At 40.5% G+C, this 18,953-nt stretch carries 16 protein-coding genes, 1 other RNA gene and 2 pseudogenes; 7 read left to right on the forward strand and 12 right to left on the reverse strand.

What is annotated here, in order from left to right:
* Nucleotides 1-26 precede the first annotated feature (26 nt).
* Nucleotides 27-434, reverse strand: an RNA gene (gene rnpB / locus AAFX60_012010) — RNase P RNA component class A.
* A gap of 54 nt (nucleotides 435-488) precedes the next feature.
* Nucleotides 489-1,352, reverse strand: a complete 864-nt coding sequence (gene rsmI, locus AAFX60_012015) for a 16S rRNA (cytidine(1402)-2'-O)-methyltransferase (GenBank protein XDF77372.1) — start codon at nucleotides 1,350-1,352, stop codon at nucleotides 489-491.
* A 178-nt stretch (nucleotides 1,353-1,530) separates the two neighbouring features.
* Here rsmI and AAFX60_012020 point away from each other — a divergent pair, with 178 nt between their 5' ends.
* From AAFX60_012020 to AAFX60_012035, 4 genes and pseudogenes are all read left to right on the forward strand, one after another.
* Nucleotides 1,531-3,342 carry a penicillin-binding protein activator gene (locus AAFX60_012020; protein XDF77373.1) on the forward strand — a complete coding sequence of 604 codons (1,812 nt, stop codon included), beginning with the start codon at nucleotides 1,531-1,533 and terminating at the stop codon, nucleotides 3,340-3,342.
* Nucleotides 3,323-3,694 (forward strand): YraN family protein, encoded by a 372-nt coding sequence (locus tag AAFX60_012025; protein XDF77374.1) that lies wholly within the window; start codon nucleotides 3,323-3,325, stop codon nucleotides 3,692-3,694. The genes AAFX60_012020 and AAFX60_012025 overlap by 20 nt, the downstream gene beginning before the upstream one ends.
* Nucleotides 3,695-3,697: 3 nt before the next feature.
* Nucleotides 3,698-4,288, forward strand: coding sequence for a phosphoheptose isomerase (locus AAFX60_012030; GenBank protein ID XDF77375.1), 591 nt, complete (start codon nucleotides 3,698-3,700; stop codon nucleotides 4,286-4,288).
* A gap of 4 nt (nucleotides 4,289-4,292) precedes the next feature.
* Nucleotides 4,293-4,876, forward strand: a pseudogene (locus AAFX60_012035) (BON domain-containing protein).
* Between the two features lie 73 nt (nucleotides 4,877-4,949).
* Here AAFX60_012035 and sspB read toward each other — a convergent pair.
* The 8 genes and pseudogenes from sspB to zapE form a co-directional block, all read right to left on the reverse strand.
* Nucleotides 4,950-5,414 carry a ClpXP protease specificity-enhancing factor gene (gene sspB, locus AAFX60_012040; protein ID XDF77376.1) on the reverse strand — a complete coding sequence of 155 codons (465 nt, stop codon included), beginning with the start codon at nucleotides 5,412-5,414 and terminating at the stop codon, nucleotides 4,950-4,952.
* Nucleotides 5,415-6,050 carry a stringent starvation protein SspA gene (gene sspA / locus AAFX60_012045; protein XDF77377.1) on the reverse strand — a complete coding sequence of 212 codons (636 nt, stop codon included), beginning with the start codon at nucleotides 6,048-6,050 and terminating at the stop codon, nucleotides 5,415-5,417.
* Between the two features lie 143 nt (nucleotides 6,051-6,193).
* The gene (locus AAFX60_012050) at nucleotides 6,194-6,931 is read right to left on the reverse strand and encodes a cytochrome c1 (protein XDF77378.1); all 738 of its coding nucleotides are present in this window, start codon (nucleotides 6,929-6,931) and stop codon (nucleotides 6,194-6,196) included.
* A complete protein-coding gene (locus AAFX60_012055; GenBank protein ID XDF77379.1) occupies nucleotides 6,928-8,196 on the reverse strand; it encodes a cytochrome bc complex cytochrome b subunit in 1,269 nt (422 codons plus the stop codon). The genes AAFX60_012050 and AAFX60_012055 overlap by 4 nt, the downstream gene beginning before the upstream one ends.
* Nucleotides 8,196-8,789, reverse strand: a complete 594-nt coding sequence (petA, locus tag AAFX60_012060; protein XDF77380.1) for a ubiquinol-cytochrome c reductase iron-sulfur subunit — start codon at nucleotides 8,787-8,789, stop codon at nucleotides 8,196-8,198. The genes AAFX60_012055 and petA overlap by 1 nt, the downstream gene beginning before the upstream one ends.
* Before the next feature lie 394 nt (nucleotides 8,790-9,183).
* Nucleotides 9,184-9,576, reverse strand: coding sequence for a 30S ribosomal protein S9 (gene rpsI, locus AAFX60_012065; protein XDF77381.1), 393 nt, complete (start codon nucleotides 9,574-9,576; stop codon nucleotides 9,184-9,186).
* Nucleotides 9,577-9,591: 15 nt separating this feature from the next.
* Complete coding sequence (gene rplM / locus AAFX60_012070) at nucleotides 9,592-10,020, reverse strand: 50S ribosomal protein L13 (protein XDF77382.1); 429 nt, start codon at nucleotides 10,018-10,020, stop codon at nucleotides 9,592-9,594.
* A 279-nt stretch (nucleotides 10,021-10,299) separates the two neighbouring features.
* A pseudogene (gene zapE, locus AAFX60_012075) lies at nucleotides 10,300-11,404 on the reverse strand (cell division protein ZapE).
* Between the two features lie 150 nt (nucleotides 11,405-11,554).
* Between zapE and zapG the strand changes: the two are divergent.
* The 3 genes from zapG (at nucleotide 11,555) to degS (ending at nucleotide 14,636) form a co-directional block, all read left to right on the forward strand.
* Complete coding sequence (gene zapG / locus AAFX60_012080; protein XDF77383.1) at nucleotides 11,555-12,010, forward strand: Z-ring associated protein ZapG; 456 nt, start codon at nucleotides 11,555-11,557, stop codon at nucleotides 12,008-12,010.
* Nucleotides 12,011-12,089: 79 nt separating this feature from the next.
* On the forward strand, nucleotides 12,090-13,457 hold the full coding sequence (locus tag AAFX60_012085; GenBank protein ID XDF77384.1) for a Do family serine endopeptidase: 1,368 nt from the start codon (nucleotides 12,090-12,092) through the stop codon (nucleotides 13,455-13,457).
* Nucleotides 13,458-13,571: 114 nt separating this feature from the next.
* Nucleotides 13,572-14,636, forward strand: coding sequence for an outer membrane-stress sensor serine endopeptidase DegS (gene degS / locus AAFX60_012090; GenBank protein ID XDF77385.1), 1,065 nt, complete (start codon nucleotides 13,572-13,574; stop codon nucleotides 14,634-14,636).
* Nucleotides 14,637-14,698: 62 nt separating this feature from the next.
* On the opposite strand, the gene parC is transcribed toward degS, so the two are convergent.
* Entirely contained in the window at nucleotides 14,699-16,975 is a 2,277-nt protein-coding gene (gene parC, locus AAFX60_012095; GenBank protein ID XDF77386.1) for a DNA topoisomerase IV subunit A, read from the reverse strand.
* A 2-nt stretch (nucleotides 16,976-16,977) separates the two neighbouring features.
* Nucleotides 16,978-18,858, reverse strand: a complete 1,881-nt coding sequence (gene parE / locus AAFX60_012100; protein ID XDF77387.1) for a DNA topoisomerase IV subunit B — start codon at nucleotides 18,856-18,858, stop codon at nucleotides 16,978-16,980.
* Between the last annotated feature and the right edge of the window lie 95 nt (nucleotides 18,859-18,953).

Below are 18,953 nucleotides of genomic sequence, written 5' to 3' on the forward strand. Positions count from 1 at the left end.
TACCGAAATAGTACTATGGTGGGCTAAGTTAGAGCCGACATATAAGCCGGGTTCTGTCCCGCTTGCGCGGTGGTAACCATTCGTCTAGGCCTGCAATCGCTCACAGGCTCAAGCAATCTACCCGCCCCCAAACACGAGCAATGCTATGTGAGGGCCTATTTGATCTTGCTCCGGGTGGAGTTTACCTTGCAACGCACTATTACTAGACGTCCGGTGCGCTCTTACCGCACCCTTTCACCCTTACCTGTGCTTACTTCTCTACTCCGAAGAATAAAAGAAGATTAAGCCATCGGCGGTTTCCTCTCTGCTGCACTTGTCGTAGGCTTGCGCCCCCAGGCGTTACCTGGCACCCTGCTCTATGGAGCCCGGACTTTCCTCCCCTCCATCAGTCTCCCTAAGGACATCAATGAAGCAGCGATTACCGAGTCAGCTCATGGGGTGAATGATATAAGAGTCAGTTATAACTTACCACCCCTTTTCCAATTCTCTTAATCTAAATGCTCTAAACCCCATTTATATAGCGCATTTTTCTTCACAGCATGTATTTCCGCTGCCATTGCCGCTGCTTTTTTAAGCGGAAGTTCTTTTACAAGAATAGAAAGTGTACGTGTCGCTTCAAATGGAAGTTCATCTTTGGCTTCACTTCTAAAGCCGTGAATAAGTAAAACCATCTCTCCGCGCTTACGATTATCGTCTTCTTTTATCCATTCAATTAATTCACCTAATGGTGCACCATGAATCGTTTCATAAGTTTTTGTCAGTTCACGAGCTAATACAACTTGTCGCTCAGAACCAAGAACCGTCAACATATCATCTAATGAATCCATAATACGGTGTGGAGACTCATAGAAAATACAAGTGCGCTCTGCTTGTGCAATCTCTTCAAACTTATCACGACGACCTTTACTTTTTGGAGGGAGGAACCCTTCAAAGCTAAAGCGGTCAGAAGGAAGGCCAGCGGCTGAAAGTGCAGTAATAACAGCACAAGCACCAGGTAATGGCACAACATTTACATTCGCTTGACGACAACGATTGACTAAATGATAACCTGGGTCACTGATTAATGGTGTTCCCGCATCTGAGACAAGAGCTATAGATAGGCCCTGCTGCAATTTACTGATCAATAAGTCTGCTTTATGCTGTTCGTTATGATCATGCAGTGCAAATGTTTGACTCGCTATACCAAAATGAGACAATAACTTACCAGTATGTCGTGTATCTTCCGCGGCAATAAGGTCAACGGACTTTAAAACCTCGATGGCTCGCTGCGTGATATCCCCTAAATTACCGATTGGTGTAGGAACAATGTACAAAGTTGCAGTATTCACCACAGATAAATTGTGTTCTGTCATTTGTTTACTATCTCTTCTGCGATTAATATAGGGAATAATACCAATCTTAATGATACATTGTTTCATAGATTAGGTATTAGACTAAGCAATCACTATAATCAAAAATATATTTTAGCTGTTTGGGTGATGAGCATCCATAGTAACAACAGCCCTTTTAAGTAGGACCAGTATATTACCCATGGCAAATATGACCCCGAGAAAGAACAGTGTAACACGCTTGATTGCTCCTGTAGCCTTAGCTCTGACATTGGCTGCTTGTTCAAGCTCTCCAAAGGCACCTGATCGTCTGGATATTACTCAATCTCCAACTGAAACGAGTAATGCATATATTTTAAAAGCAGACCAGCAACAAGGGGCGCTTGAAGCTGATTTCTTAATCATGGCATTAAAAGCGGCAGTGCAAGAACAAAACTTTGATCTTGCTGATAAGTTGCTAACACGCTTAGCAACAATGCAATTATCCCCTGCACAAACAGCAGAAATGCAACTTGCACATGCAAAAATGCTTAAATCTCAAAGTCAATACGAAGAAGCATTAAACACACTAAATTTTGAGGCATGGTGGAAGTTAGAAAACAGCCAATGGATTGAGTATCACAAATTACGCCATGAGTTATATTTATCAAGCGGTGATAATCTAAACTCAGCTCGTGAGTTAATTAAATTAGAACCATTCACAGCAGAAGATCAAAAAGCACAGCTTTGGACTCAAGTTTGGACAAGTGTTTCTTCATTAAACAGTACCGCTCTTGAAGAAGTAAAACTTGATGAAACAGAAACTAATTTACATGGCTGGGTACAACTTGCTACTTACTTAGATACGCTGAAGCACTCTCCAATGCGTTTACAAGAAACCTTAAATGAATGGTTACTTGCAAATCCAACACATCCAGCAACGACTTACACACCTCAAGTCATCTTAGATATTCTAGCTCTTGAAATTGTTCGTCCTGAAAATGTAGCACTGCTATTACCTTTAAGTGGTCGCTTTGGACCTCAAGCTCTTCGTGTACGTGATGGTTTCATTAATGCCATGATGGAAGATAAAGAGCGAGACGAGTTTACTAAACTTAAAATCATTGATACTCAAGCGACATCAATGACAGAAATAATGGCCACATTAGAAAAAGAACAAATTCAATTTGTTGTTGGGCCTTTAGTCCGCAGTAAAATTGAAGAGTTCCAGTCTTTAAATTCAACTGAGATTGCACAACTAGCTCTTAATATCCCAAGTGAAATTGATACGGATATAAACAGTTGTTATTTCACACTATCTCCTGAACAAGAAGCAGAACAAGCGGCTGTACATCTATTTAAACAAGGCTTTAAACACCCACTGTACCTTGCACCACAAGGCACTATGGGAGAGCGACTAAGCCAAGCGTTCAGTGATAAATGGTTCCAACTAACAGCAAAACGTCCGTCAATCAGCTACTTTGGCTCAAAAGCGCAACTACAACAGAAAGTAAACAGTGTTTTTGGTATTGAAAGTAGCCAAGCTCGTATCTACCAAATGAACGCATTAGCGAACATGGAATTAGAGGCTCAACCTCGTAGTCGTCGTGACATTGATGCGGTTTACATGGTAGCTAAAAGCAGTGAGTTGGTTCTATTAAAACCTTTCATTGAAGTTGCGATTAATCCTGGAATTAAACCACCAAAACTGTATGCAAGTTCTCGTAGTAACAGTGGCCGTCAAACTCAGCTAGTTGAAATTAAAGGCATTGAGTTTAGTGACATTCCATTATTAACAAATGAAAACCACAGTTTTAAAGCGCAATACGATGAACTGTGGCCAAAAAGTAGCAACGGTGAAACTCGACTTCATGCTCTAGGTATGGATGCTTATCAGTTGGTTGCTGAACTACCTCAAATGAAAGCCGTTGATAATTACCGTATGGAAGGTAAAACAGGTGAACTAAGCCTGAACCAAGAGTGCGTAATTCAACGTAAAATGAGCTGGGCTGTTCATGGAGAAGAAACAGAATAAGCGAGCAAAGGGCGAATTTTATGAGTTGATGGCACAACGCTATTTAGAGCAACATCAACTCACATTCATTGCCCGCAATTTCCAGTCAAAAACCGGAGAACTTGATCTCATCATGCGAGATCAAGATTCTTTTGTGTTTGTTGAAGTAAAATACCGTAACACTTCAAATTTCGGTTCTGCGCAAGAAATGGTAACATGGCAAAAACAGCGCAAATTACAGCGAACCGCTCTCTTCTGGCTTATGAAGAATAAGCTCTCTGTTGAACATACATCTTTTAGATTTGATGTCGTTGCTATCCATGCTCAAGGTAAGGAAATCAACTGGATCAAAAATGCTATTGTTGAAGGGTAAACAATGCTAGAAAATATCAAAGAAAGCTTTACTGAAAGCATTCAAATCCAAATTGCCGCAGCGGAAGCTCTACCTGACCATATCATGCACGCATCCCAAGCGATGGTTGCAACATTATTAAACGGCAATAAAATTCTATGTTGTGGTAACGGTGGTTCTGCATCAAATGCACAACAATTTGCCTCTTGCCTATTAAATCGATTTGAGACTGAACGCCCTAGCCTTCCTGCAATGGCTCTTACTGCTGATACATCAACACTGACAGCGATTGCTAATGATTACAATTACTCTGAAATCTTTTCAAAGCAAGTTCGAGCACTAGGTCAACCAGGCGATATTTTATTAGCAATATCAACGAGTGGAAACAGTCAAGATATCCTAAAAGCAATGGAAGCCGCAGTAAGTCGTGATATGACGATTATTGCCTTAACGGGCATGGATGGTGGCGTTATGGCTGGTTTACTTGGTGAATCGGATGTAGAAATTCGAATACCTTCTCACCGTGTAGCTCGCATTCAAGAAGTTCACCTATTAACATTGCATTGCATTTGTGATCTTGTTGATCAGGTTCTTTTCCCACAACACACCGAGTAATAATATGAAATTAGTGAAATTAAGTGCTTTACTGCTTTCTGCGGTATTACTGCAAGGTTGTGCTGGCTTGTTCATTGCAGGAGCGGCAACAACCGCGTCTGTTGTAACAGATAACCGCACAGTAAAAGAGCAACTATCAGACAAAAACTTATCCCTTGAAGCTACTGGGCTTGCCAATAAAGCACCTTACCAATACAACATGCGAGTTAGTGCTGTTGCTTATGACGGTAAAGTTCTATTAATGGGACAAGCAAAAGATGCTCAAATGAATCAAGATTTTGAGAAAAAGATAAAAGATATGAAAGGAGTGAATACGGTTTATAACCAAATCAGAGTTCGCCCATTACTCACTTTTACTCAAATCAATAATGACAGCTGGATCACGACAAAAGTGAAATCTTCACTCCTTGCCAAAAGTGAATTAAACGGGATAAAAATCAGTGTATTTACTGAAGCTCAAGAAGTGTTCTTAGTTGGCTTTGTAACAGAAGAACAAGGCAACATTGCAGCAGACGTCGCTCGTAATATCAAGGCGTAAAAGGCGTAATTAAAGCATTTGAATACGGCCAAGGTGGCAGTGTCGAGTAATAGTTAATAAGCAAAGCACAATAAAAAAGCCTACATTTCTGTAGGCTTTTTAGTTTGATTCAATTGTTGCACTTTACTTAACGACTCTTAAACTCGGACGACCACTTGGACGCGGAGGTTCAGGCTCATCATCTGATGGCGTATTATCTTCAGAAACAGCATTTAAATTTGTTTCTTCTTCAAAAATACCTTCATCATCTGTCATCTCATACGCTTCTTCTGGTTCAAACATGGTTCCTGCACCGTTTTCACGAGCATAAATAGCTTGAATTGCGTACAAAGGTAAAATGATTGAATGTGGGCGACCACTGAAACGTGCATTAAATGTCACGGCTTCATTACCCATCTCCAAGTTACCAACAGAGTGTGGTGCTACGTTTAAAACGATTTGACCATCTTGAACAAACTCTTCTGGAACTCGAACACCATTCATTGTTGCATCAACAACAAGATGAGGCGTCAGCTCGTTATCTACGATCCATTCATAGAACGCTCGTAATAAATAAGGGCGACGCGGCATCATTGAACGAATATCCATTTAGTTAGTTAAACGTAGTTCACGTTCTGCTTCTGTTAGAGAAGCTAGGAATGAATCACGCTCAAATACTCGGTTCATGTATACTTTTAATTCTTTAGCACCAGGGCCTGATAATTCAATACCCATAGATGGCAAACGCCATAATAACGGAGCTAAGTAACAATCCACTAAGCTAAACTCATCACTCATGAAGTATGTGTATTCAGCAAAGATTGGGCCTAACATTAGTAGGTCATTGCGTAGCTTGTTACGTGCAGCTTCAGATTCTTCGAATGAACCTTTAACCACTTTCTCAGCTAGTGAGTACCAGTTTGTCTCAACACGGTGCATCATTAGACGGCTGTTACCACGAGCTACAGGGTAAACAGGCATCAATGGTGGATGAGGAAAACGCTCATCTAAGTATTCCATGATGATGTTAGAGTTGTATAGAGCAAGCTCACGATCAACTAGTGTAGGTACAGTTTTGTAAGGGTTTAATTCTACAAGTTCTGCAGGTAAGTTGGATGGATCAACCAATTCAACTTCAACACTTACTCCTTTCTCAGCAAGTACGATACGTACTTGATGACTGTACATGTCAGAAGCGTCTGAAAAAAGCGTCATTACTGAGCGTTTGTTGGCAGCAACAGCCATTGAGCCCCTCCGGTATTTATCTAGGAACAAAAGCACCACATTTAGGGTGCCGTCATCTATTATTACTATAAAAATAATAGTGACACAAAAACAATGGAGGCTGAGCCTCCATTGCGTACAATTAACGATCTAGAATATCACGATTAGTGGACATCACGCCAATATTCTTTCTTAAGTAAATAAGAAACAAAGGCGAATATCACTAAAAAGCCCATAACCCACCAACCTAAACGATGGCGTTCAAGTTTTACAGGATCACCTGAGTATTCTAAAAAGTTAACTAAATCGCGAACCGCTGTATCGTATTCACCAGAGCTAAGCTCGCCAGTGCCATCAGACTCAACCCCAACAACAACTTTATGCTCAACACCATCAACCGTTGTAGTTTCATAAACTGGTGTAGTTACTCCTTGTAGCTCTTGAAGTACATGAGGCATACCAACACTTGGGAACACCATATTATTCACACCAAATGGACGAGTAGGATCCGCATAGAAAGTACGTAAATAAGTATATAACCAATCGGTACCTCGCACGCGAGCTACAAGAGTTAAATCTGGAGGCGGAGCACCAAACCAGTTAGCTGCTTGCTTTTCAGGGATCGCACTCTTCATTAAATCACCGATCTTGGCGTCAGGATTAAACACTAAGTTTTCCATCATCAAATCAGGTGGAATCCCTAAGTCTTCAGCAACACGGTTATAGCGCTGATATTGTGTTGAGTGACAACCTGCACAATAATTCATGAAGATCTTCGCACCATTTTGTAGAGATGCTTGATCGCTAATATCATTATTCGCTTTATCTAATGGTACGTTTGCACCTGCTGCCATCGCCATTGATGGCAACAAAGCAAAAAGCACTAAAATCAACTTTTTCATTTGAATGTCACCCTCTCTGGTAATGGTTTTGTGGCTTCATTTTTACTGTAAATAAACAGAATAACGAAGAACATAAAGTACATCAGACTAAAGATTTGAGCTAACAGCGTATAAGTTGGTGTTGCAGGTAACGCACCTAATACACCTAATGCAATAAAGCTGATAGTAAATTGGATAATATTCAACAAGTGTAACTTGCTACGGTAACGATAAGAGCGAACCTTGCAACGATCTAACCATGGAAGTAAGAACAATACGACTATCGATGCCCCCATTGCTACTACCCCTAATAATTTATCAGGAACCGCACGCAAGATGGCATAGAATGGTGTGAAATACCAAACAGGCGCAATGTGCTCAGGGGTTTTTAGTGGGTTTGCAGCTTCAAAGTTAGGCGGCTCAAGGAAGTAGCCTCCCATTTCAGGATTAAAGAACAACACGTAACAGAAGAAAAATAAGAAACCAGCTACACCAATCATATCTTTAACCGTTCCATAAGGATGGAAAGGCACTGAATCAATGATGTTATATTTACTTGTGTAATATTCGTGGAACTTAAACTGTGTTTTATGCTCACCTTTATCATCTTTTGCTTTTGGTAGCTTAGTTTCAATACCATCAGGGTTATTAGAACCAACCTCATGCAAAGCTAAAATATGAAGAACAACTAAAAGTAATAAAACAATTGGTAGTGCAATAACATGAAGTGCAAAGAAACGGTTTAGCGTCGCTCCCGAAATAACATAGTCACCACGGATCCAAAGGGTAAGATCATCACCAATAACAGGAATTGCACCAAATAAAGAAATGATTACTTGAGCTCCCCAGTAAGACATTTGACCCCAAGGTAATAAATACCCCATGAATGCTTCAGCCATTAAAACTAAGAAGATCAACATACCAAATAACCACAACAGTTCACGCGGCTTTTGATAAGAACCATAAATTAGACCACGAAACATATGTAGGTAAACAACAACAAAAAAGGCAGATGCCCCAGTTGAGTGCATATAACGAAGTAACCATCCATAATCAACATCACGCATGATGTATTCAACAGAGGCAAACGCACCTTCACCAGAAGGAACATAGTTCATCGTTAACCAAATACCAGTTACGATCTGATTAACCAAAACCAACATGGCCAAAGAGCCAAAGAAATACCAAAAGTTAAAGTTTTTTGGCATTGGGTACTCTGATAAATGCTTCTTATATGCATTCATCGCAGGCAGACGCTTCTCTACCCAATCAAGTAACGGTTGCATTAGGCTTCCCCTCCTTCATCAACCCCAACTAGGATACGAGTATCACTAAGGTACATATGCTTAGGAACAACAAGATTCAGAGGTGCCGGAACACCTTGGAATACTCGACCCGCCATATCAAATTTAGAGCCATGACATGGGCAGAAGAAACCAGAATTAACCCCTTCAACTTGTTCACTAAAACTGTCAGGTAAATAGGTAGGTGAACAGCCAAGGTGAGTACAGATGCCAACTGCTAAAAAGATTTCGGGCTTAATTGAGCGATATGCATTTTGAGCATATTCAGGTTGTTGTTCTTCCCCAGAAGACGGGTCTCGAAGTTGACCCTCAATTTCAGTTAATGATTGTAAAAGTGCTTCTGAACGACGAACAACCCATACAGGTTTTCCTCGCCACTCAACACGAACCATCTGCCCATCCTCGAGCTTACTGATATCGACTTCAACCGGAGCACCCGCAGCTTTCGCTTTTGCACTCGGGTTCCAAGATTTAATAAAAGGTACGGCCACCGCAGCAGCTCCTAGCCCACCAACAACAGCAGTTGTGGCGGTTAAGAAACGACGTCGACCATTACTCACTGGCGCATTGCTCATCCAACTTTCTCCCATTTGCTCTATGTGGTTTTTATTATGTCCATACATTTACGAGCTACGGCTAACTTTCAATGGTGTGATACAACAGAACTTTACTATTCCAAACGCTCTAAAGAGGCTCAAAATTGATTCGTATATTATTAGGCTGCTGTTTTAACCCATAAATGATAAAGAAAACCTTACTTTTTGACAAGATAAAGCTACCTTTTTGCAACATTTGTGAGATATGTAGAGTTTTTGTAGTGAGATTGGAGAAAGGATAAAAAAAGAGAAAGGAATTCAAGACTTAAAAATGTTTTAAGCTCACAAAAACAACAAAAGCCCAGCATAAATGCTGGGCTTTTGACCACAATACCAAAGGAGTTTTGAAACAAAACTCCTTGGAAGCGTAAAATTAACGCTTAGAGAATTGTGGTTTACGACGTGCTTTACGTAGACCAACTTTCTTACGTTCAACGCAACGTGCGTCACGAGTAACGTAGCCAGCTGCGCGTAGTGCAGGACGTAGTGATTCATCGTATTGCATTAGAGCACGTGTGATACCGTGACGGATCGCACCAGCTTGACCAGAAATACCACCACCAGAAACAGTGATGTATAGGTCTAGTTTATCAGTCATTTCAACTAGCTCTAGAGGTTGGTTAACAACCATACGTGCTGTTGGACGACCGAAGTAAACTTCAAGGCTGCGCTTGTTGATTACGATGTTGCCAGTACCCGGTTTGATGAAAACACGAGCTGCTGAGCTTTTACGGCGACCAGTGCCGTAGTATTGATTCTCTGCCATTGCCATAATCCTCGATTAAATGTCTAGTACTTGTGGTTGTTGAGCAGTGTGGTTATGCTCAGCGCCAGCGTAAACTTTAAGTTTACGGTACATAGCACGACCAAGAGGACCACGTGGAAGCATACCTTTAACAGCTAATTCAATAACCATTTCAGGTTTACGATCGATCAGTTTCTCGAAAGAAATAGATTTTAGACCGCCTGGGAATTCAGAGTGACGGTAGTAGATCTTGTCAGATGCTTTCTTACCAGTTACTCGTACTTTCTCAGCGTTGATAACGATGATGTAATCACCAGTATCTACGTGAGGAGTGTATTCTGCTTTATGCTTACCGCGTAGGCGAGATGCGATTTCAGTTGCGATACGACCAAGAGTTTTACCTTCAGCGTCTACAACATACCAGTCACGCTTTACAGCGGCTGGTTTAGCAACGAAAGTTTTCATGCTAATGATACCCGTTATTAAATAATTTCACTGATTAGGAGCTTTCGCTCCCACTGTATATTTTTGAGCCCAGTCATCACCCCTTCGAGTGGTTGGCACTCTTGGCAATTAAGCCAGTACAGTAACGGTGGGTCGCAGGATTATAGAGAAGTGTGAGGAAAAAATCACCTTTTTTTTGAAGATATTTCACATATCGGCAAAAAAAATTAAAAAAACTGAGTTTTGAGCTCCATCACAGTAAATGAAGCTCTTAAATCATTAAAAAGTCCCTTTCTTTGACTAAGATAAATGTTCTTTTGATAAGTACTCATGGCTTTGCATTTCAATCAATCTTGATTGACAACGTTGAAATTCAAACGTTAAACGGCCTTTTTGGTATATAGAGGCTAAATCTACCTCCGCTGAGATGATCAATTTTACATTTCGCTCATAAAATTCATCAACCATAGCGATAAAACGACGAGCTGCATCATCATTTACCTCCCCCATTATTTTTACGTTAGAGAGCAAAACCGTATGATATAAACGAGAGAGTTCAATGTAATCATGCTGACTACGAGCACTTTCACATAGAGAAGAAAAATCAAAATGGACGACACCCTCTCCTTCAGCTTTTACCTCTATAAGACGATGATTAATTTCTATTTGAGTCGATTCGTAATCGCCACCAGAAACTAACTGTAAGAAATAACCTTTCATATTAGTTTCAGCATCGCTATCTAATGGGTAATGGTATATTTCGGCCTGCTCTAGTGTTCTAAGGCGATAATCCACCCCACTATCTACATTGATAATGTCACAATGCTTTTCAATTAAAGAGATAGCTGGTAAAAAACGAGCTCGCTGTAGCCCATTACGATATAAATCTTGAGGTAATATATTCGACGTAGCGACTAACGTTAGCCCTCTAGCGAACAACGCCTCTAGCAACGTTGCTAAAATCATCGCATCAGTAATGTCTGAAACAAAAAACTCATCAAAACAAATAATGTCGGTTTCTTGTTTAAATTTATCAGCAACAATAAGTAAAGGATCAGACTGCTGCTTTAGTTCTCCCAATTCATCATGCACTCGCTGCATAAAACGATGAAAATGAATCCGCATCTTTCTTTCTGTAGGTAAAGCATCATAAAAAGTATCGACTAAATACGTTTTTCCTCGACCAACGCCTCCCCAAAATACAACCCTTTTTCTGGAGTTAGCTTTTGTGGTTTCTCTTTTTTAAAAAATCGTTTCCATGATTTTTTTGCTGGCTCTTCAGGAACTTTTAATTCTAAAAAACGTCGATATAAATCATCAAGATGTTCTACAGCATTTTGTTGAGCGCTATCATGCATAAACCCTCTTGATTGAGGTCTTGCTGATATTTTTCTAATGGTGTCATCACTTTTAATCTTTTCTTTTGTTGATTGACTCCCTTCATAGTAGCATGTTCTCAACACACCCTATGAGTGGGCTAACTCACAGTTACACCAATCAGATTAACTCGTTAATCAGCCGACTCATATTAATAAAAAACGGTAAGGAGTATTTCATGGCGTGGACATACGCTTTAATTGGCTTAGCTGTTGGTATTACCATTGGCTTTATGATTTCTCGTTTTACAGTACCAGGTATTAAACACCAAAAGTCGTTAAAACAAGATTTAGAAAAATCTAAGTACGAATTGGAACAATACCGTCAAGAGTTGGTTGATCACTTCGCAACAAGTGCCACTATGCTAGAGGCATTAGCGAAAGACTTTAATAAAATGTATGACCATATGGCGTCTACATCAAAAGAATTAATGCCTAATCTTCCAGAGCAAGACAACCCGTTTTCAGCGCGTTTAGGAGAAATGACTCTCTCACCAGAGCTAAACAAAAAAGTGGCTCATGTAAAAGATGAAATTAGTAAGCAACCTAAAGATTACGCTAATGGAGCAACAGGCCTTTTAAAGGATGAGCACCGAGTTGATATCAACGCAAAAAAAGAAGATAAAATCGCTTAAAACCCGAAGTTATCAATGAACTTTCTCAAAGGTTTTTGAGTCGAATAAGTACACTTTGTTTAATTAAGAGTACATTTCGATGAAAAAACCTTTGCTCGTTTTAGGTGCTTTAACTTTAAGCATCAGTGCCATCCTTGCCCCTATTCAATCACAGGCAGCCTTACCTATTGCAGTTGATTCACAACAGCTGCCAAGTCTTGCTCCTATGCTAGAAAAGATCACACCAGCAGTAGTCAGTATCGCTGTAGAAGGTACTCAAGTATCTAAACGTCATATACCTGAACAATTTCGTTTTTTCTTTGGCCCAGACTTCCCCTCTGAACAAGTTCAAGAGCAGCCATTTAGAGGTCTCGGTTCTGGCGTTATTGTTGATGCAAAAAAAGGATATATTGTTACCAACCACCATGTAATTAATAACGCTGAAAAAATATTAGTTCAATTACACGATGGACGTGAATATACCGCAGAGTTGATTGGTAGCGATGAGTTATCTGATATCGCTTTACTAAAACTTGAAGAGGCAAAAAATTTAACCGAAATAAAATTAGCGGATTCAGATAATTTACGTGTCGGAGATTTTAGTGTTGCCATTGGTAACCCTTTTGGCCTTGGTCAAACCGTAACCTCTGGTATTATTTCAGCTTTAGGCCGCAGTGGATTAAACCTAGATAACTTTGAAAACTTTATTCAAACGGATGCAGCTATCAATAGTGGTAACTCTGGTGGTGCTCTCGTCAATCTAAATGGCGACTTAATTGGTATTAACACCGCAATATTGGGGCCTAATGGCGGCAACGTAGGTATTGGCTTTGCGATCCCATCAAATATGGTTCGTAATTTATCAGAGCAGATTTTAGAGTTTGGCCATGTTAAGCGCGGTATTCTTGGTGTTCAAGGTGGAGAATTAACACCAGAGCTAGCTGAAGCATTCGACTATGAAACCAACCATGGTGCTTTTGTTAGTCAAGTAGTTCCAGACAGTGCCGCTGATAAAGCCGGAATTCAAGCGGGTGATATACTTATCTCTATAAACGGCAAAAAAATCCAAACTTTCGGTGAGTTACGAGCCAAAGTCGCCACTTTAGGTGCAGGTAAAAAAGTGACCTTAGGCTTGATTCGTGATGGAAAAGAAAAAACAGTTACCGCAACACTAAAAGAAGCGGAACAAATTAAAGCACAAGCTGAAAACCTTCATAATGGATTAAAAGGAGCGGAACTACAAAACACCACTCAATCAGATCCAGTTAAAGGCGTGAAGATCAGTAATGTAGAAAAAGCATCCATGGCGCAACGTTACGGTTTACAAAAAGACGATATTATTATCGGTGTTAACCGCAAACCGGTGAAAAATTTACAGCAATTTAGAAAATTACTTGAAAGTAAACCGCCTGTACTTGCATTGAATATTCAACGTGGTGAACACACGCTTTATCTAGTAATTAAGTAACCTAGAAGCAAGCACTCATTCTTTGAGTGCTTGCTTCTCCATCCTCTACTTTTTAACTAGATTCAATGTTATCCTAATCAATTATTCTTTTTATTCATCAAGGTTAGGAAGCCAATGCTCTCATTCTTATTGCGTTCAGCTATGATAGGTATCGCAACAGCTGCGATATTGCTGTTTGCATTCCCTAACCTACGTTCAAACATCACGCTAGATCAAGGTGCGATAGAGCAAACTTCCCAGAACAGTAAGCAAATTTCATTTAATTATGCCGTTCGTCGAGCCGCTCCTGCTGTTGTCAATATCTATAGCCGTAAATACAACGATAATGACCGTCTACGTTTAGATACAGAAGGCTTAGGTTCTGGTGTTATCGTGAGTGATAAAGGCTACATCATTACTAACTATCATGTTGTTGCCGATGCTGATCAAGTTATTGTAGCTCTTCAAGATGGACGCTTATTTAACTCTCAATTAATTGGTAAAGATAAACGTACGGACTTAGCGGTATTACAAATTAAAGATGCTAACCTCCCTGTTATTCCATTAAACCCAAACTATCAAGCTGATATTGGCGATGTTGTGCTCGCTATTGGTAACCCATATAACCTAGGACAAACCACAACCTTTGGGATTATTTCTGCTACCGGACGAGCGGCGTTGAGTGCCGACGGTACACAAGGTTTAATTCAAACAGACGCAGCGATCAATAGAGGTAATTCAGGTGGCGCTCTAGTCAATACCAGAGGTGAACTCGTTGGTATCAATACCGCCTCATTCCAACAAGCCACTGAGCTAGAAACTTATGGTATTTCATTTGCTATTCCTTATGCTCTTGCGGATAAAATCATGCGTCGATTGATTGCAGATGGACAAGTGATTCGTGGTTATATTGGTATTGATGGAAGAGACATCAATCCAGCCATGGCAAGATTAATGAATGCAGATAATATAAACGGTATTTTAGTTTTAGGTGTTTCCCCAAATAGCCCAGCAGAAAAAGCTGGTATCATTACTCAAGATATAATCACCAGTATCGATGGTAAAAGTGTTACTAATAGACAAAGCGTCATTGATATCGTAACAGAGTTAAGACCCGGTACTGAAGTGGATGTTGATGTAATTCGCAAAGGGAAAACTGAGACGATTAAAGTAACTATTGAAGAAGACCCAAACAATTAATAAAAAAATAGCGCATTAAAAAATGCGCTATTTTGTATCTAAGCAATCGCAATGACTAAAGGTTATTCGCTTTCTTCTTCAGTCGTTGTGCTCTCACCATTAATATCAATACGAGTAACTCGTTGTAGGCCTCTTGGCAGTAAGCTACCACGGCGACCACGCTCCCCACGGAAGTTATCTAAATCCGTAGGTTTCAATCCTAACTTACGTTTACCTGCGTATAAGGTAATGGTTGCACCTTGAGGTAATGGTAATAAGTGAGACAAAAACTCTTCACGAGATTTCGAACGCGCTGCCGGAATATTAATGATCTTATTACCCTTACCTTTACCTAACTGTGGTAAATCTTTAATAGGGAATAAAAGCATTCGACCTTCGTTAGTGATAGCTAAAATCTCATCACTTTCTAAGTCAGATACCGCTTCTGGGTTCATTACTTGTGAGTTTTCAGGAAGCGTTAATAGGGCTTTACCGTTTTTATTTTTAGACAGTAAATCTGCACCCTTACAAACAAAACCGTAACCAGCATCAGAGCTGATTAACCATGTCTGCTCTTCTTCACCCATAACCACATGCGTAATTTGACTACCCGCTGTAATATTTAAGCGACCTGTAATTGGCTCACCCTGACTTCTTGCTGAAGGCAATGTATGCGACTCAAGCGCGTAGCTTCGACCATTACTGCCCATAAAGACAGCTGGCGCGTTACTCTTACCACGCGCATGGGCTAAGTATTTATCACCTGATTTATAGTTCAATGTTGTTGGGTCAACATCATGACCTTTAGCATGACGAATCCAACCTTTATCAGAAAGAACAACCGTAATCGCTTCACTTGGGATCAAATCACGTTCAGTCATCGCTTTAGCTTCTGCACGCTCAACCAATGGCGAACGACGATCATCACCAAACTTCTCAGCATCCGCTAAGATTTCTTTCTTAATTAATGTATTTAAACGACGTTCTGAACCAAGTAGTTTCTCAAGATAATCACGCTCTTTAGCTAACTCATCTTGTTCACCACGGATCTTAATCTCTTCCAGTTTAGCTAACTGGCGAAGTTTAATTTCTAAAATCGCTTCCGCTTGTTTCTCTGATAAATCAAAGCGAGTCATTAACTCATGCTTTGGATCATCTTCAGTACGGATAATTTCAATTACTTCATCAATATTTAAGTAAGCCGCTAAAAGACCTTCTAAAATATGTAGACGAGCCAATACTTTATCTAAACGGTGTTGAAGACGTTTACGAACGGTTGTACGACGGAATTCAATCCACTCAGAAAGAATAGAGACCAAACCTTTCACTTGAGGACGCTGATCCAAACCAATCATGTTTAAGTTAACACGGTAGCTTTTCTCAAGATCTGTCGAAGCAAACAGATGATTCATTAATGGCTCAACATCAACTCGGTTTGAACGAGGAACGATAACGATACGTGTTGGGTTTTCATGATCCGACTCATCACGAAGATCATCTACCATTGGTAGCTTCTTCGCTCGCATTTGGTTAGCAATTTGCTCTAATAACTTACTACCCGATACTTGGTGTGGCAGAGCGGTAATAACAATATCACCATCTTCTTTATGCCATACCGCACGCATTTTAATGCTGCCTTTACCTGAGCGATAAATCTTTTTAATTTCACTTGATGGTGAAATAATTTCAGCTTTAGTTGGGTAATCTGGACCTTTTACAAAGTCCATCACCTCATCTAAATCCGCCTTTGGATTTTCTAATAGGTGGACTGTTGCATTCGCTACTTCACGTACATTGTGAGGTGGAATATCTGTTGCCATACCAACTGCGATACCAGTAATACCATTCAATAAAATATGAGGTAAACGAGCTGGTAAAATCGTTGGCTCTTTCATTGTGCCATCAAAGTTTGGTTGCCAATCAACCGTACCTTGACCAATTTCGCCTAGCAATACATCAGCAAACTTAGACAGTTTTGATTCCGTATAACGCATCGCAGCAAATGATTTCGGATCATCTGGAGCACCCCAGTTACCTTGACCATCAACTAGTGGGTAACGATAAGAGAAAGGCTGAGCCATTAATACCATGGCTTCATAACACGCAGAGTCACCGTGTGGGTGGTACTTACCTAATACATCACCAACGGTACGTGCTGATTTCTTATACTTTGCGTTTGCTGATAAACCAAGTTCAGACATCGCGTAAATAATACGACGTTGAACCGGTTTTAAACCATCACCGATATACGGTAATGCGCGGTCCATGATTACGTACATGGAATAATTTAGATAAGCGTCTTCTGTAAACTTGCGCAGTGGCAGCTGTTCAACACCTTCTAAGGACATTTCTGTACTCATTTTTATACCTCTGCCTGATCGCCGTTAGATTGTAGCCAAGAGCGACGATCGTCTGCACGTTTCTTGCCTAAAAGCATATCCATCATTTCATCAGTTTGTTCATCATCATCGATCGTTAACTGAACAAGACGTCGTGTGTTTGGATCCATCGTCGTTTCACGCAATTGAAGTGGGTTCATCTCACCCAATCCTTTAAATCGCTGTACGTTGATTTTTGCACGCTTATTACTTAAACGATCTAATACGCCTTCTTTTTCTTCTTCATCAAGTGCATAGAACACCTCTTTACCGCAATCAATACGATACAAAGGAGGCATGGCAACATAAACATGACCAGCTTGAACCAGTGCTTTGAAGTGTTTTAGATAAAGCGCACATAGCAAAGTTGCAATGTGAAGACCATCAGAATCGGCATCGGCAAGAATACATACTTTACCGTAACGTAAACCTGATAAATCATCGGAATCAGGGTCAATACCTAAAGCAACAGAAATATCATGAACTTCTTGAGACGCTAATACTTGGTCAGCCGACACTTCCCATGTATTCAGAATTTTACCACGCAGTGGCATAACAGCTTGGAACTCACGATCACGAGCTTGTTTTGCAGAACCACCCGCCGAGTCCCCTTCCACTAAGAAAAGTTCAGTACGAGCCAAATCTTGAACAGAACAATCGGTCAATTTACCAGGAAGAGCTGGGCCAGAAGCTATTTTCTTACGAACCACTTTTTTAGCTGCACGCATACGACGGTGCGCATTCGCAATACATGCTTCAGCAAGTTGCTCTGCAATTTGTGGTTTCTCATTCAACCATAAGCTGAATGCATCTTTTACCACACCAGAAACAAACGCTGCACACTGGCGTGAAGATAAACGCTCTTTAGTTTGGCCAGCAAATTGTGGATCTTGCATTTTCACCGATAATACGTAGGCACAACGGTCCCAAATATCATCAGCAGTTAGCTTAACACCACGAGGAACAAGGTTACGGAACTCACAGAACTCACGCATTGCATCAAGAAGACCTTGGCGCATGCCATTTACGTGCGTACCACCTTGTGCTGTAGGAATAAGGTTTACATAACTTTCAGCAACTAGCTCACCGCCTTCAGGTAGCCAAGTTACCGCCCAATCAGCCGCTTCACCAGTGCCAGAAAAAGCACCCGTAAATGGAATTTCTGGTAATAATGTAAAGCCAGTTACACCTTCAAGAAGGTAATCTTTAAGACCATCTTCATAACACCAGTTATGCTCTTTATCGTTAACTTTATCTTTAAAAACAATTTCTAAACCAGGACAAAGTACTGCTTTAGCTTTTAGATTATTAATAAGACGAGTAACAGAGAATTTTGCTGAATCAAAATAGCTCGCATCAGGCCAGAAATGAACACTGGTACCACGATTACGACGACCACAAGTACCTGTTACCGTTAGGTCTGATACTTTGTCGCCATTTTCAAAAGCAATTTCATATACCTGGCCATCACGACGAACTGTTACTTCAACTCGTTTTGACAAAGCATTTACAACAGAGATACCAACCCCGTGTAAGCCACCTGAGAATTCGTAGTTTTTACCTGAGAATTTACCACCAGCGTGCAACTTACATAAAATAAGTTCAACACCAGAAACTTTTTCTACTGGGTGGATATCAACAGGCATACCACGCCCATCATCAATAACTTCAAGTGATTGATCGGCATGTAAAATTACTTCAACTTTTTTCGCGTGTCCGGCTAGAGCTTCATCGACACTGTTATCAATAACTTCTTGGCCCAAATGGTTTGGACGAACAGTGTCGGTGTACATACCAGGACGGCGACGAACGGGCTCAAGGCCATTTAGAACCTCAATGGCTCCTGCATTATATTGTTCAGTCATATCTCGGAAGGCTTCTTAAAATTTGTCACATAGTCTGAAAGGGAGAAGGGAAAGTCAAGCAAACGCCCCTAATTCCACTCTAAATATGTGGCTTT

It is taken from the genome of Aliivibrio fischeri, assembly GCA_038993745.2.
Taxonomy (GTDB): Bacteria; Pseudomonadota; Gammaproteobacteria; order Enterobacterales; family Vibrionaceae; genus Aliivibrio; species Aliivibrio fischeri_B.

Coding starts and splice junctions, on each gene's coding strand:
- rsmI (XDF77372.1), bottom strand. CDS start 1,352: ATGACAGAACACAATTTATCTGTGGTGAATACTGCAACTTTGTACATT.
- AAFX60_012020 (XDF77373.1), top strand. CDS start 1,531: ATGGCAAATATGACCCCGAGAAAGAACAGTGTAACACGCTTGATTGCT.
- AAFX60_012025 (XDF77374.1), top strand. CDS start 3,323: ATGGAGAAGAAACAGAATAAGCGAGCAAAGGGCGAATTTTATGAGTTG.
- AAFX60_012030 (XDF77375.1), top strand. CDS start 3,698: ATGCTAGAAAATATCAAAGAAAGCTTTACTGAAAGCATTCAAATCCAA.
- sspB (XDF77376.1), bottom strand. CDS start 5,414: ATGGATATTCGTTCAATGATGCCGCGTCGCCCTTATTTATTACGAGCG.
- sspA (XDF77377.1), bottom strand. CDS start 6,050: ATGGCTGTTGCTGCCAACAAACGCTCAGTAATGACGCTTTTTTCAGAC.
- AAFX60_012050 (XDF77378.1), bottom strand. CDS start 6,931: ATGAAAAAGTTGATTTTAGTGCTTTTTGCTTTGTTGCCATCAATGGCG.
- AAFX60_012055 (XDF77379.1), bottom strand. CDS start 8,196: ATGCAACCGTTACTTGATTGGGTAGAGAAGCGTCTGCCTGCGATGAAT.
- petA (XDF77380.1), bottom strand. CDS start 8,789: ATGAGCAATGCGCCAGTGAGTAATGGTCGACGTCGTTTCTTAACCGCC.
- rpsI (XDF77381.1), bottom strand. CDS start 9,576: ATGGCAGAGAATCAATACTACGGCACTGGTCGCCGTAAAAGCTCAGCA.
- rplM (XDF77382.1), bottom strand. CDS start 10,020: ATGAAAACTTTCGTTGCTAAACCAGCCGCTGTAAAGCGTGACTGGTAT.
- zapG (XDF77383.1), top strand. CDS start 11,555: ATGGCGTGGACATACGCTTTAATTGGCTTAGCTGTTGGTATTACCATT.
- AAFX60_012085 (XDF77384.1), top strand. CDS start 12,090: ATGAAAAAACCTTTGCTCGTTTTAGGTGCTTTAACTTTAAGCATCAGT.
- degS (XDF77385.1), top strand. CDS start 13,572: ATGCTCTCATTCTTATTGCGTTCAGCTATGATAGGTATCGCAACAGCT.
- parC (XDF77386.1), bottom strand. CDS start 16,975: ATGAGTACAGAAATGTCCTTAGAAGGTGTTGAACAGCTGCCACTGCGC.
- parE (XDF77387.1), bottom strand. CDS start 18,858: ATGACTGAACAATATAATGCAGGAGCCATTGAGGTTCTAAATGGCCTT.